This window comes from Comamonas terrigena NBRC 13299 (assembly GCF_006740045.1).
GTDB lineage: Bacteria > Pseudomonadota > Gammaproteobacteria > Burkholderiales > Burkholderiaceae_C > Comamonas > Comamonas terrigena.
On record NZ_AP019749.1, the window covers coordinates 2,779,471 to 2,792,625 of the forward strand.

A 13,155-nucleotide genomic window follows, 5' to 3' on the forward strand; every position below is an offset into this window, starting at 1 on the left:
ACCCACACAGCTCGCCCGCCCATTCCCTCTCTCACGCAACGGCCTTCTTGCCCGCTGACTCCCGCTGGCTGCACCGCCATATGAAACCCAGCCACACCATGCCGCCCCCCCACCCACGCCCATGCGCGCAGGAGCGATCAGACATACGGCTGTCAAGCGGTGCCGGCCAGCACCGCCGATCGGGTCCGCCCGTGTCCACGCCGAACGGCAAGCAGACTGCAGCGCAGCAGCGCGCAAAATTTCATGCCCGACAGGAGGTTGACCATGACGAACGCCACTACCGCGAACGATGCGCTTCAGACCTATACCAATATCCTGAAGGCGGACGGGCCTGCCGGCCTGGCCTTCCTCAACAAGCGTGTGCCCCACCGCTACACGGGCGTGTACCAGCTCAAGGACGGCATGCTGCGCAACCTCTACCTGTTTGACAAACAGGGCCAGCACATCCCGGCCGACATCATCGAAGTGCCGCTGCAAGACAGCTTCTGCCAGTTCGTGCTGCGCGAAAACGGCTTCTCCACCGCCAACACCTTGCGTGACCGCCGCCTCGACGGCCTGCGCTTCCAGGGGGCCCTGGGCTCCTACCACGGCCTGCCTATCCTGGACAATTACGGCGAGCTGTTCGGCACCCTCTGCCACTTCGACGTCCAGTGCCTGGCCCTGGACGATTCGGAATACGAATTCCTGCGCCAGGCCGCCCGCCTGCTGCCGCGCTACATCAACACCCGCGCCCTGCGCGACGGCACCGCCAAGGTGGAACACCAGGCCAGCAGCGCCGCCCTGGTGGCCTGAGCCGCAACACGGCGACGGCGACTGGGGCTGCGGCCACACCGCAGCGTTGCTGCGCTGTGCGGCCTCCCCGGCCTCTACCGCAGGTGGTCTGCAGACACCGGCCACACGCCACGGCGCAATGCGCAATCCAGCACCCGTGCTGCCTGCGCGGCGGCGCCCCTGGCGGGCCGCGCGGGATAGGACGGGCGGCATGGCCCACGCACTGCTGCCCGGCCACTTGCTCGCATCCGGATAAGCCGCACCCTGGCCACCCGGCACCCTGCGCTTGTGGGCCTCGGCCCAACCCGGCGCAGGGCACCAAGCTCCGAACGCCAAGGCCGCGGCAGCATGGCGCATCAGGTTTTGGGGCATGGGAAGCGGGGGGGCCGCGGCGCCATCCGCCACAGCGACGCCACACAGGACACCGCTTCACGGCACGCGCCAGGAATCGGCCAGTCCACCACCCAAAGGCCTCCGGTGTGGAATGTGTGTGGTGTGAGGCGATGTGTGCTGCGACGTTTGCGGAGCTGTGCGCACAGCGTGCCACGCACCTCATGCACTACCAACCGCAGCACTGCACCAACATCCCCTGGTGCAAGCCCACACCACATGCAGCCACAGGCAACTGGCACTCGGCCAGCACTGGGCAAGGCCCGGGCCGCTGCGGACCTCGCCGATTTCACCGCCCGGCCGTCGGCAAAAGTAACTCTTCGTTAACTGTCATGGTTCGTTCAAATAACTCGTCAACCATATGCGGACCGGAGACGTTCGATAAACACGACCCAGATATTGATACCAACCTTAGGAGCCCAGCATGACGCATTTTTCCGCCGCCCTCTACGAGCACCTCCAGCCCCAACAGGTCATCCCCGAGATGCCTGAACCGCGCTCCCCGGAAGAAGTCATGAGCCTGTTGGCAGAGGAATTGCCCTTCGGCGAATACAGCGTTGACGCCTTCTGAGCACTCCCCCGCACCACGAACCGCCCACCGAGGCGGTTTTTATGGGAGACCGCCATGGCACCCCCCATCCAGCTCCAGCGCCTGCCGCGCCGCAAGAAGAAGCCCGCCCTCAAGCGGGCTTTGCTGTTTCTGGCCCTGCTCATCGCCGCGGTGCTGGCCGCCACCCAGCTATAAAGCCCCCCTCTCTAGCCCCTGCCACCCACACCACCCGGCAGCCACCGATTTGCCATCGCAACCAGGTGTTGCCGCCACAGGCAGCGCGTTCAGGACATGCCGCACATCCTCATCCCGTACGGCCAGGCAGCGCAGCAGCGCAACAACGTATCGACGGCGGTATCAGCGGCTTGTTGGCGGCTTATCGGCTGCCCCCAGGAGCACCCCATGCACTCCATGCACTCCATGCACCCCATACGCTTCATTTACATCCTCAACGGCCAGCCCAGCCCCAGCACCTTCAGCACCCGCAACGCGGCCTACACCGCCGCCCTGCTGCACGCCGGCAGCGTCATCGCAAGCATCACCACCGTCGGCATACAAGCCATGGACAGTATCAAAGGTATTGCGTGAGCACCACCCCGTCACCACCCCACACCGCACCTCGCCCCCACCACCAGCCCGCTGCCTTGCGGGCTTCTCTTTTTCTGGCCCTGCTGCTGTGGCTGGCCATCAGCGCCTTCGCGCTGGCCGCGGCCGCCGCCATCGTCTTGGGCCAGAGCTGATCGGCACAGACACCACCGCACAACAACGCCACCAGCCACGCAGAGGCAGGCACCGCCCGGGCTGTTGCTGCGTTGCTGGCGGCTGTTTGTTGCTGGGTGACCACAGGCACCGCATCGCCAACCACTCCCAGGCCAAGCAACGGCGCTGCGCCCCATAGTCCAGCAAAGGCTGGGCAGCCGTGTCTCGACGCGGAGCCACATGGTCGGAGTGGGCACCACCGCGGCACCCGTACAACATGCCAGAAAAAAGCCACGGCATGGCTGCAGTGGCTTGTATTCTTTCGAGAGTTCTGAGGCATGTGAACACGCGCCCAACAGATTCCAGGCGGCGCGCTCGCAGATCGCCGATCTGCGCACCACGGTTTCTCGCCAGCCGCTCTTGTACCTTTTTCATGACCAATAAAAGAAACACGATGCGCCCCATCCCACCATTGCCCTGGCAATTGCTGCTGACGCTAATCCCCTCCTTGCTGCTGGCGCCGCTGTCGGCACAGGCGTCCTGCTACAAGCCATCGATGAGCTCCTATTCAGAGCCCTCCCTGCCTTCCAGGCCCTTCAAACCGTACTGCGCCGCCATCAAGACCTGCCTGCCATGGGAGGTCGACAAATACCAGCGCGAGATGGAGAACTACGTGGAAGAGCTCAAGCGCTACGTGCAGCAAGCGCACAAGGCCGCCCACGCCTACGCGGAGGACGCGGTCAAATACGCCAAGTGCGAATTGAACGAAGAGTGACGACGCCCTGCCCTGCAGCCCCCCTCCCCTCCTCGTCGGCACCTGTGTGATGGGAAGCGGCAGGGCCTGTTGCGGCGCCTGAAGGCGCCACGGACGGGACTGTCCCAGCCTGGCCTGGGCGGGAATGGCCTGCCCCGCACACAGCCGCCCTGCATAGCACGGCTGCACAGGCAGGCAAAACCTCCGCACCGAACTGCCTCGATCTTGCATGCTTGCGGGCAAGGAGGCTTTACTGTCCTGTCATGGTATGTCCTAGCGGGCCTGCCGTCAGAGACGTGGAGGTACGCCGCACACCCGGGGTGAGGCTCCTGCACTGCCCGTCTGGGCCACATGGCTGCGTGCAATGCAATGGCCGCCCCCATGCCCCCCACGCTCCCCCCATGCAAGGCAATTTGCTTAAAGAGCAGTTCACGCAATCCGCACATGCGCCAGATCTGCTTGCGCCCCTGTGCCCTTCCCTTACCCCCTCCCCACCAGCCCGCCCGGCACATGCCGCGCGGGCTTTGTCTTTTGGCGCCCTAGGCCTACCCCAGCATGTCTACAGCGCAACCAAAATGGCTTGACCTGCTTGCCAGCACCTTGCTTCAAGGTCGCTTGTGCGCCCATCCAAGGACCCATCCATGAATGACACGCTCCACGCCATCACCAGCACCATTGCCAGTGAGTTTTCCGATGTACCAGACGCTGCCCAGGCCACCAGAATCGTGGTTCGCCTGTTCCTGGCCGCCGTCTTGGGCGGGCTGCTTGGCTGGCAACGGGAGGCCAACGGCAAAGCCGCCGGATTGCGCACCCATATGCTGGTGGCCATGGGATCGGCATTGATCGTGCTGGTATCGCTGCAATCCGGGGTGGATACCGCGAATGCGGCACGCGTCGTACAAGGGGTCATCACCGGCGTCGGCTTTCTTGGTGCCGGAGCGATCCTGAAATCCGATGGCGAGAACGCAGCCCCCCATGTCAAAGGCCTGACCACTGCCGCCGGACTGTGGCTCACCGCCGCTATCGGTGTCTGTGCAGGACTCGGTGAAGAAGCCACCGCAGTCATCAGCACCATCTTTGCGCTCCTGATCCTGAGCGTGATTCCCATGCTGACCAAAAGCGGCCCATCCAGACAGACACCGAAATCAGACCAGCCCTGAGCAAAGGAGCAGGTCACACATCGGTCTCGCTAACAACCGAGATCACACAACCCCGACCAATCACTCCACAGACACTTTATTAAAAGGAAACCCATACTGGGATTTAACGGCCTGCATGCGAGCGTCGTTGCATGACCGGACACACGCCTCACAACGTCCACGCCGACTCGGCCGACTTCATACGCGCCTTGGGCCCCGTAACCAAACAGGGACTGGCTTTGAGCCAGTTGGATGCGTCCAAAATTCGCGAAGGCATCGCGGCCGCAATCGGAATGAGTGATGCGGAGCTGGCCCACCAGCTGTCCAAGGCCCAACGGGCAAAAAGCCAGGCAGACATAGACGCAGAGACGACCAGGCTGATACAGGCCATGCAGTCTCACTGAACAAGCCCCCACACCACCCGCCCCGCCAGTCCCGCCAGCCCGCCACCGTGCGGGGTTTTCTGTTTCTGCCCCGTGGCCACGCCACGCCCCAACAACCCCAGCAGCCACATCCATCCAGTGCTGCAGCGTGCTATCGGGTCTGGCGACCCGTGCGTCTGTTAACGCCCCACCAAGCCGCCATACAGCACCAGTGACGCCACCAGCAGCGCGGTCACAACCACCGCGGTCTTTGCGCTTCGCTGCCATACCACCGGACCCGCGTATCGGTCGGCAGACTTCCAGGTCGCAGCCCACCATGCGAACATGAAGACGAAGAAATACACCCAGAGCATGGCTTTGAGAAACGGAACCATGGTGGCCGCGATGTACATGGCAGCAAGCCAGACGGCGAAACCACCCACACCGCCCCAGAACACGGTCCCCAGCGAATGGCTGCCAAAAAGATAGCCCGGAAGCAAACGTGAAGGACTTTGTGTGCGCATGGTGCTCATTGGGTGGATGACGCAACCGAGCATACACAAGTCACGCCGTTCACCGCATTCGCGCCTTCCCAAGCCCCGCCACTGCGGGGTTTTGCTTGTGAATGCCCGCATGACCACACCACGCTGCGACGCCGGCCGTGCCGCGCCCCAGCCGCCCCCAAACTGAGCGGCACCGGTCTCAGAAAACCGCAAGTACGCTACATCGAGCGGGGTGCGCATGGAGGTTTGCACATGGCACTTGCGCATGAAACATGGGCAAGAAAAAAGCCACTGTATTGCTACAGTGGCTTGTATTCTGTGGTGGGTCCTGCGAGATTCGAACTCGCGACCAACGGATTAAAAGTCCGCTGCTCTACCGACTGAGCTAAAGACCCACACGCCTTGCAAATCAAGAAGTTGTCTTAATCAGCGAAGAATTCGATTGTAGCATGAAGATTTAGGTGGTCTTGGAAGATCCGGCAGAAAGTTGCTCCAGCACCCAGCCCGCCGCACACTGGCCGAACGTGGCGGTCACGGCCACCACGGAACCATAGCCATGGCAGTTCAGGCTGCCGTCACCCTGCGACAGCTGGCACGATGCATCGGGCGGTGCCACGGCCTCGCGGCTGAACACGCAGGTCACGCCCATCTTCTTGCCGTCACGCGGCGCGCCATATTCCTTGCGCAGGCGGTAGCGCAGTTGCGCCAGCAGGGGGTCGTGCGTGGTGGCAGACACATCGTCCACATCCACCTTGTGCGCCAGGCGCTTGCCGCCGGCGGCCCCCACCGCAATAAAGGGGTAGCGGCGCTTGCGTGCATGCACCGCCATGGCCAGCTTGGCCTTGACCTGGTCGCAGGCATCGATCACGGCATGGGCGCCTGCGGGCAGCAGCTCCAGCCAGTTCTCGGGCGTCACGAAATCTTCCACACAGTGCACCACGCAGTGCGGGTTGATCTGCGCAATCCGCTGGCGCATGGCGTCCACCTTGGCCATGCCCACGGTGGAGGTCAGCGCATGGATCTGGCGGTTGATGTTCGACTCCGCCACATTGTCCAGGTCGATCAGCGTCAAGGTGCCCACGCCGCTGCGGGCCAGCGCTTCGGCCGTCCAGGAGCCCACGCCGCCGATGCCCACCACCACCACATGCGCTGCGCGGATGCGCGCAGCGCCCTCTACCCCGTACAGCCGCTCCAGCCCGCCAAAGCGGCGCTGGAGATCGGCATCCTCCGGGGTCTCGGAAAAAGAAAGCGCCGCCGAAGACGGCAGCGCTTGTGCGAGGTTGTCGCCCATTACTTCAGTCGCGCCAGACGGTCTTTGGCCGCCACGGCGGCTTCCGAATTCGGATAGGCCTTCAGCAGGTCTTCCAGTGTCTTGCGCGCGGCCTTGGTGTCCTTCATCTCGATCTGGCAGTTCGCAATCGACAGCGTGGCTTCGGGCGCACGCTCGTGATTGGGAACCGCTGCCAGCATGGAGCGGAAGTTGGCAATCGCCTCCTTGTAGTCACGCCCGGCGTACTGCGTGTTCCCCAGCCAGAAACGGGCCGAGGGCACGTAGCCGCTCTTGGGGTAGGCGTTCACGAAAGCGGCAAAAGCCTTGCGCGCTTCAGGAAACTGGCCGCCACGGAACTGCGCCAGTGCGGCGTCGAAGTCCCGTTTCTCGGCCGGGTCGGCAGTGAACTGCTGACCATCCACCGTCACCTGAACCGGCTCGAACTGGCGCAGGCGTTCATCCACGCCTTGTGCAATGTCCTTTTGCTTGCGCTGCAGCTCCGACGCCTCACGCACCAACTGCTCGTTCTGACCGGTCAGACGTGCGACGTCCGAGCGCAAGGACTCGATCTGCTGCTGCAGATCCAGCACGCTGCGGCGCACCTGCGACATTTCGTCGTTGTGGCGCTGCTGCATGGCATCCACGCGCTGGCGCACCTCCAGGATGGCACGGCGCGCTTCGTCATCGGAAAAAAGGGCAGCCTGGGATGCGGTTGCAGTGATCGCCAGCAAAGCGGCGGCACACACACCACGCAGGCGCGGCAGACGGAGTTCGGAGCTAGCAGACATCATCAGCGGTAGGACAGCTCAGCGCGGCGGTTTTGGGCGAAAGCGTCTTCGGTGTTGCCGGTGGCAGCAGGCTTTTCCTTACCGAAGCTCACAGCTTCCATCTGGCTGTCGTTCACACCCAGCACGCCCAGTGCACGGCGCACGGCTTCGGCACGCTTTTGGCCCAGGGCCAGGTTGTATTCACGGCCGCCGCGTTCGTCGGTGTGACCTTCGATCACGACCTTGCGGTTGCCGCTTTCCTTCATGAAGCGTGCGTGGGCTTCGATCTGGGCTTGTGCGTCCGACTTGATGCTGTAGCTGTCAAAGTCGAAGTACACGATGCGGCTCACGCCCACGGGGCCTTGGCCGTTGGCGGCGGAACCGGACAGGTCCACACCAGCCACGCTGCTTTGGCCGGTGCCAGCACCGTTGGCGCCGCCGGAGGCCAGCGTACCGTTCTTGTTGGCCGAGTCATCCAGCTTCACGCCGGAGCTGCAACCAGCCATCAGGGCCACGACGGCCATTGCGAGGGAAAGACGTTTGAAATCGATCATTGGATTTTCTCCAAATATGGTTTGTTTTGAGGTTGCGAAAAAAGGTACTGATCTCAGTATTTTTGGTACGGGCCCCAATCGGGCTCTCGTATGTCTCCACTCTGACCCGCCAGTCGCGCCTTGATCTTTCCGTCGAGCGTTGTAGTCATGAGTGCTTCACGACCGCCCTGCTTGGTGGCGTAGACAATGAGTCGGCTATTCGGGGCAAAACTTGGGCTTTCATCTTCCGACGTATCGGTCACTGCCGTCACGGACCCGGATGCCAGATCCATCACATGCAGCTTGAAGCCTCCTCCCACACGCGAAATGTAGGCCAGCCATTTGCCGTCTGCGCTGACACTGGGAGAGATGTTGTAGTTGCCGCTGAAGGTCACGCGCTGCGCGCTGCCTCCGGATGCGGACACCTTGTAGACCTGGGGCGCACCGCCCCGGTCGCTGACAAAGTAAATCGTGCGGCCGTCGCTGGAGAAAGCGGGCTCGGTGTCGATGCCGCTGCTTTGCATCAGGCGGCGGGGTTCTCCGCCCTGGGCGGAGATGGTGTAGAGCTGCGACGAGCCATCGCGCGTCAAGGTCACCGCCAGCGAGCTGCCGTCGGGCGACCAGGCAGGCGCACTGTTGGAGCCGCGGAAGTTGGCAATCAGCCGACGGCGGCCGGAAGCGATCTCATGCACATAGACCACCGGCTTGCGCGACTCGAACGACACATAGGCCAGTTGGCTGCCGTTGGGCGACCAGGCGGGCGAGATGATGGGCTCGTTGCTCGACAGCGCCGACTGCGCGTTTTCGCCATCGGCATCTGCCACCCACAGCACATAGCGCTTGCCGGCCTTGGTCACATAGGCGATGCGGGTCGAGAAAACGCCCTTCTCGCCGGTCAGCTTTTCATAGATGTAGTCGGCAATGCGGTGGGCCACCAGGCGCAGATCGGCCTGCGTCACGGCATAGCCCTGGCCGCCCAGGTCCTGGCCCTTGACCACATCCCACAGGCGGAAACGCACGTCATAACGGCCATCGGCCAGGCGGGTGATAGAGCCACCGGCCAGCGAATCTGCGCCCTTCTGGCGCCACACGCCCACGTCCGGGCGGGTGGTTTCATCCAGCTGCACGCCCGATGCATCCACGCTGCGGAACAGGCCGCTGCGCTCCAGGTCCGCCTTGATGATGGCGGCAATCTTTTGGGGCGCAGTGTCTTCGCCGCGGAACGCGGGCAGCGCAATAGGCAGTTGGGTCAGGCCCACCCCGGTCACTTCCACGCGGAATTGGGCGAATGCTGGCAGTGCAGAAACAGAAGCCATGGCAGCCAGAACGCTGCGGCGTGACGCCAGCGGCACCGCCGCTGTCAAAGAGGGGGTGGTTGGTGTACGTTCAATAGTCATTGTCAGCCATCAAGTGCCAGGGTTATCCCGGCCATCCAGATTGTGATGTTACACACAGAGCATGGAAGTGAAGACGGAAATGCCTGTGTCCATGTGTATCCCGCCATCATAGTACGGCCCCGTAGAATCCGCCCTCACATGCAGACACCCGACCACACCAAAATGTCAGTCCCCACCGATTTGACGCTCACCCAGCGGCTTCGCCGCATCGCACCTTATTTTGGAAACCAACGTCTTGCATGGGTTTTGGCCATTCTGGCCACCCTCGTGGGCGCGGGCACCGAGCCGCTGATTCCGGCCCTGCTCAAACCCCTGCTGGACAATGGGTTTACCGACGGCACCTTGTCGCTGTGGATGGTGCCCGTGGCCATCATCGGCGTGTTCCTGATCCGCGGCATCGCCCAGTTCGTGGGCCAGTACGCGCTGTCGCAGATTGCCAATGACGGCATGCTGCGCCTGCGCGAAGTGCTGTTCCAGCGCGTGCAGTCGGCCGATATGTCGCTTTTCGCGCGCCAGTCGTCCAGCGCGCTGTCCAACACCGTGGTGTATGAGGTGCAGACCGGCGCCACCCAGTTGGTGAACGCCTTCCTCAGCATCTCGCGCGACGGCTTCACCTTGATCGCCCTGCTGGGCTATCTGCTGTACCTGAACTGGCAGCTCACCCTGGCCGTAGCCTTTGTCGTGCCCGGCGTGGCCTGGATCATGAAGACCCTGTCCAAGCGCCTGTACCGCATCACCAAAAACAGCCAGGAAGCCACCGATTCCCTGGCCTATGTGGTGGAAGAAAACGTGCTGGCCCACCGCATGGTGCGCCTGCACGGCGCCCAGACCGCGCAGTTCAACCGCTTCTTCGACCTCAGCCGCCGGCTGCGCGGCATGGCCATCAAGTCCACCATCGCCTCGGCCGCCATGACGCCGCTGACCCAGCTGCTGGCCGCGTTTGCGCTGTCCGCCGTGATCTGCATTGCGCTGTGGCAGGGCCGCACCGGCGGCGCCGGCAGCCAGGACGTGACCGTGGGCAGCTTTGTGGCCTTCATCAGCGCCATGCTGATGCTCATCGCCCCGCTGCGCCGCATGGCCAACGTGGCCAACCCCATCACCCGCGGCGTGGCCGCGCTGGAACGCGGCCTGGGCCTGCTGGACCAGAGCCAGCCCGAAAGCGGCGGCACCTTGCGCCCGGCCCCCGTCACCGGCCATTTCGAGCTGCAGAACGTGGGCGTCAGCTTCGGCCCGGACAAGGCGCCTGCGCTGGACGGTGTCAACCTCACCGTGCAGCCCGGCGAAATCGTCGCGCTGGTTGGCCCCTCCGGCGCCGGCAAGACCACGCTGGTCAATCTGCTGCCGCGTTTTCTGCAGCCTACGCAGGGCCAGATCCTGCTGGACGGCCAGCCCATCCAGGACTGGGACCTGGCCTATCTGCGCAGCCAGTTCGCCATGGTCAGCCAGGATGTGGTGATGTTCAACGACAGCGTCGCCGCCAACGTGGCCCTGGGCGCCGAAGTGGATGAAGCCCGCGTCTGGGCCAGCCTGGAAGCCGCCAACCTGGGCGACCATGTGCGCGCCATGCCCGAAGGCATCCACACCAATGTGGGCCACAACGCGGTCCAGCTGTCCGGCGGCCAGCGCCAGCGCCTGGCGATTGCACGCGCGCTGTACAAGAACGCGCCCATCCTGATCCTGGACGAAGCCACCTCGGCGCTGGACACCGAGTCCGAACGCCTGGTCCAGCAGGCCCTGCAGAACCTGATGCAAGGCCGCACCACCCTGGTCATTGCCCACCGCCTGTCCACCATCGAACACGCCGACCGCGTGGTGGTGATGGAACGCGGCCGCGTGGCCGAACAAGGCACCCACGCCGAACTGCTGGCCGCTGGCGGCCTGTATGCGCGCCTGCAGGCCCTGTCCGGCCACACGGGCCATACCAGCGGCAATTGACAGCAATTGACGGAAATTGACGGCCACTGAGGGCAGCTGACGGCAACTTGGGCCACGGCGGCAACCCAAGCCTCCATCGGATACGCCCTGCGCAGGCGTATCCCGCGCCCAAGAAAAAAGGCCCCTCGGGGCCTTTTTCTATTCCGTCAGCACACAGCTGGTGCGGCATGCCATGGCGGCAGCGCCACCACACCCGTCTGCGCGCCCTGCACCTGACTTTCAGATACAAAAACAGCGGCCATCCGTTGTGCATGTGCCACAGCTGCTCCTGGTTTGGGAGTGCGCAGGCAGGGGGTACCGGCAGCCCCCTGCCTTGTTCGCCCACCCACCCTCTGCCAGCAAGCCCGCCTGCGAGCCCGCCCGCAAGCAGGGATGCAGGCGGCCAGCAGAGCTGGCTGCCAGGTCGGCTGTCAGTAATGCGGCGGCAGCTCGTCGCGCAGATTGGCCATGTGCGTGGCGCCTTCGGCCGGGGCGGTCTGGCGGCGCAGATTGCGCACCTCTTCCACCAGCACATCGATCGCCTGCTGCTGGCGGTAGACGCTCACATTCAGCTGCTCCACCAGGTCTTCCATGTAGCTGAGCTTGATCTCCAGCTCCATCAGGCGCCCGTCCTGGGCCTCCTGGGCGTTGTGGTCCTGCTCAGGCATGCACGGCCTCCAGCGCGCGCTTGAGGCGCTGCACGCCTTCGCGGATACGGGCTTCATCCGCCGTCGCAAACGACAGGCGCAGCGTGGCCGTATCCGGGTTCTGGCTGAAGAACGGCGCACCGGGCACAAAGGCCACGCCCTGCTCGATCGCCTGCTTGGCCAGCGCACCGGCGTCCGCGCCCTCGCCGGTCAGGCGCAGCCACAGGAACAGGCCGCCTGCGGGCGGCGTGAATTCCACCGCATCGCCCAGCTCGCTGCGAAGCGCATCCATCATCGCCTGGGCGCGGGCCGCATACACCTTGCGCACCTTGGCCAGCGCCGCCGGCATGTGGCCGGCCTTCAGGTACTGGGCCGCCGTGGCCTGGGCAAACGTGCTGGTGTGCGCATCGCTGAACTGCTTGCACATCACGGCGCGGGACAGCAGCTCGGGGTTGGCAATCAGCCAGCCAATGCGCAGGCCGGGGCTCAGCACCTTGGACAGCGAACCGCAATGCGCCAGCCATTCGCGGCTGCCCGGCACATCCTTGGACAGGGCCAGCAGGCTGGGGGGCGGCGCCGCATCAAAGTACAGATCGCCGTAGGGATCGTCTTCCACCACCAGCACCTGGTACTGGGCCGCCAGCTCCAGCACGCGCTTGCGGCGCTCCAGGCTCAGGGTGGCACCGCTGGGGTTGCCGAAGGTGGGGATCAGGTACACCAGCTTGGGGCGGTGCTCCACGATCAGGCGTTCCAGCACATCCACCTGCACGCCTTGGGCATCCACCGGCGCGCTGATGACTTCCGCGCCATACAGGCGGAAGCACTGGATGGTAGCCAGGAAGGTGGGGCCTTCCACAATCACCTTGTCGCCCGGGGAAATCATGGTCTTGCCCAGCAGGTCCAGCGCCTGCTGGCTGCCGGTGGTGACGATCAGCTGGTCGGCCGCCACATCGGCCACGCCCTTGCCGTGCATGAACCCGGCCAGCTGTTCACGCAGCGGCTGGTAGCCTTCGGTGGCACCGTACTGCAAGGCAGCGCCGGGCTCTTCGGTCAGCGCGGCCTGGGCGGCGGCCTTCATGCCCTCCACATCGAACAGCGCCGCATCGGGAAAGCCACCGGCAAAGCTGACAATGCCCGGCTTGCCCAACAGCTTGAACAGCTCGCGGATGGCAGAGGTTTCGACGTTATTCAGACGCTCGGCGAATTGCATGGGGACAGACTTCCAGTCAAAAGAGGGTCGGTAAGGGGAAAAGAATCGGGGCGCACTGCGCAGCGGGCACGCCCCGCCACCACAGGCAACGGACACCATTGTCGGCCTTTCTGCCGCCGCTGCGCGCAGAGCGGCGACATATCCACGCCCACCCGTGCCCGCTGTTCAGCACCCCGCGCGTCGCCAGTGGCGATGCGGCGGCTGCCCGTAGCGTTCCGTGCAGGCCCACGCCCCGCACACGCCCATCCC

General features: G+C 64.3%; 15 protein-coding genes and 1 tRNA gene. 8 read left to right on the top strand and 8 right to left on the bottom strand.

Translation table 11 applies throughout. The features are described 5' to 3' along the window. Window positions 1-264: 264 nt before the first annotated feature. The 7 genes from CT3_RS12515 to CT3_RS21375 all read left to right on the top strand — a co-directional run bounded on the left by CT3_RS12515 (window position 265) and on the right by CT3_RS21375 (window position 4,707). Window positions 265-792 carry a GAF domain-containing protein gene (locus tag CT3_RS12515; protein WP_066532965.1) on the top strand — a complete coding sequence of 176 codons (528 nt, stop codon included), beginning with the start codon at window positions 265-267 and terminating at the stop codon, window positions 790-792. Window positions 793-1,585: 793 nt separating this feature from the next. Further along, window positions 1,586-1,732 carry a hypothetical protein gene (locus CT3_RS21365; protein WP_172591792.1) on the top strand — a complete coding sequence of 49 codons (147 nt, stop codon included), beginning with the start codon at window positions 1,586-1,588 and terminating at the stop codon, window positions 1,730-1,732. 381 nt (window positions 1,733-2,113) lie between these two features. After that, entirely contained in the window at window positions 2,114-2,299 is a 186-nt protein-coding gene (locus CT3_RS12520; protein WP_066532967.1) for a hypothetical protein, read from the top strand. Further along, window positions 2,296-2,451, top strand: a complete 156-nt coding sequence (locus CT3_RS21370) for a hypothetical protein (RefSeq protein WP_172591791.1) — start codon at window positions 2,296-2,298, stop codon at window positions 2,449-2,451. The genes CT3_RS12520 and CT3_RS21370 overlap by 4 nt, the downstream gene beginning before the upstream one ends. Before the next feature lie 413 nt (window positions 2,452-2,864). Beyond that, a complete protein-coding gene (locus CT3_RS12525) occupies window positions 2,865-3,185 on the top strand; it encodes a hypothetical protein (protein WP_127446227.1) in 321 nt (106 codons plus the stop codon). A gap of 620 nt (window positions 3,186-3,805) precedes the next feature. Then, complete coding sequence (locus CT3_RS12530) at window positions 3,806-4,324, top strand: MgtC/SapB family protein (protein WP_066532969.1); 519 nt, start codon at window positions 3,806-3,808, stop codon at window positions 4,322-4,324. A 218-nt stretch (window positions 4,325-4,542) separates the two neighbouring features. Then, on the top strand, window positions 4,543-4,707 hold the full coding sequence (locus CT3_RS21375; protein ID WP_172591790.1) for a hypothetical protein: 165 nt from the start codon (window positions 4,543-4,545) through the stop codon (window positions 4,705-4,707). A 158-nt stretch (window positions 4,708-4,865) separates the two neighbouring features. Here CT3_RS21375 and CT3_RS21380 read toward each other — a convergent pair whose 3' ends face one another. The 6 genes from CT3_RS21380 to tolB form a co-directional block, all read right to left on the bottom strand. Beyond that, entirely contained in the window at window positions 4,866-5,408 is a 543-nt protein-coding gene (locus CT3_RS21380; protein ID WP_098066174.1) for a hypothetical protein, read from the bottom strand. 79 nt (window positions 5,409-5,487) lie between these two features. Further along, window positions 5,488-5,563, bottom strand: a tRNA-Lys gene (locus tag CT3_RS12540). Window positions 5,564-5,625: 62 nt separating this feature from the next. Beyond that, window positions 5,626-6,459, bottom strand: a complete 834-nt coding sequence (locus tag CT3_RS12545; protein WP_066532980.1) for a tRNA threonylcarbamoyladenosine dehydratase — start codon at window positions 6,457-6,459, stop codon at window positions 5,626-5,628. Beyond that, the gene (ybgF, locus tag CT3_RS12550; RefSeq protein ID WP_083520237.1) at window positions 6,459-7,226 is read right to left on the bottom strand and encodes a tol-pal system protein YbgF; all 768 of its coding nucleotides are present in this window, start codon (window positions 7,224-7,226) and stop codon (window positions 6,459-6,461) included. Before ybgF ends, CT3_RS12545 begins: the two co-directional genes overlap by 1 nt. Window positions 7,227-7,228: 2 nt before the next feature. Continuing rightward, on the bottom strand, window positions 7,229-7,759 hold the full coding sequence (pal, locus tag CT3_RS12555) for a peptidoglycan-associated lipoprotein Pal (RefSeq protein WP_066532984.1): 531 nt from the start codon (window positions 7,757-7,759) through the stop codon (window positions 7,229-7,231). A gap of 53 nt (window positions 7,760-7,812) precedes the next feature. Beyond that, entirely contained in the window at window positions 7,813-9,135 is a 1,323-nt protein-coding gene (gene tolB, locus CT3_RS12560) for a Tol-Pal system beta propeller repeat protein TolB (protein ID WP_066532986.1), read from the bottom strand. A 138-nt stretch (window positions 9,136-9,273) separates the two neighbouring features. On the opposite strand from tolB, the gene msbA reads away from it, so the two are divergent. Then, window positions 9,274-11,070: a lipid A export permease/ATP-binding protein MsbA gene (gene msbA, locus CT3_RS12565; RefSeq protein ID WP_066532988.1), complete on the top strand. Its 1,797-nt coding sequence runs from the start codon at window positions 9,274-9,276 to the stop codon at window positions 11,068-11,070. Window positions 11,071-11,480: 410 nt separating this feature from the next. On the opposite strand, the gene CT3_RS12570 is transcribed toward msbA, so the two are convergent. Together CT3_RS12570 and CT3_RS12575 are read right to left on the bottom strand one after the other, a co-directional pair. Continuing rightward, the gene (locus CT3_RS12570) at window positions 11,481-11,717 is read right to left on the bottom strand and encodes a SlyX family protein (RefSeq protein ID WP_066532991.1); all 237 of its coding nucleotides are present in this window, start codon (window positions 11,715-11,717) and stop codon (window positions 11,481-11,483) included. Next, on the bottom strand, window positions 11,710-12,906 hold the full coding sequence (locus CT3_RS12575) for an aminotransferase-like domain-containing protein (RefSeq protein ID WP_066532993.1): 1,197 nt from the start codon (window positions 12,904-12,906) through the stop codon (window positions 11,710-11,712). The genes CT3_RS12570 and CT3_RS12575 overlap by 8 nt, the downstream gene beginning before the upstream one ends. Between the last annotated feature and the right edge of the window lie 249 nt (window positions 12,907-13,155).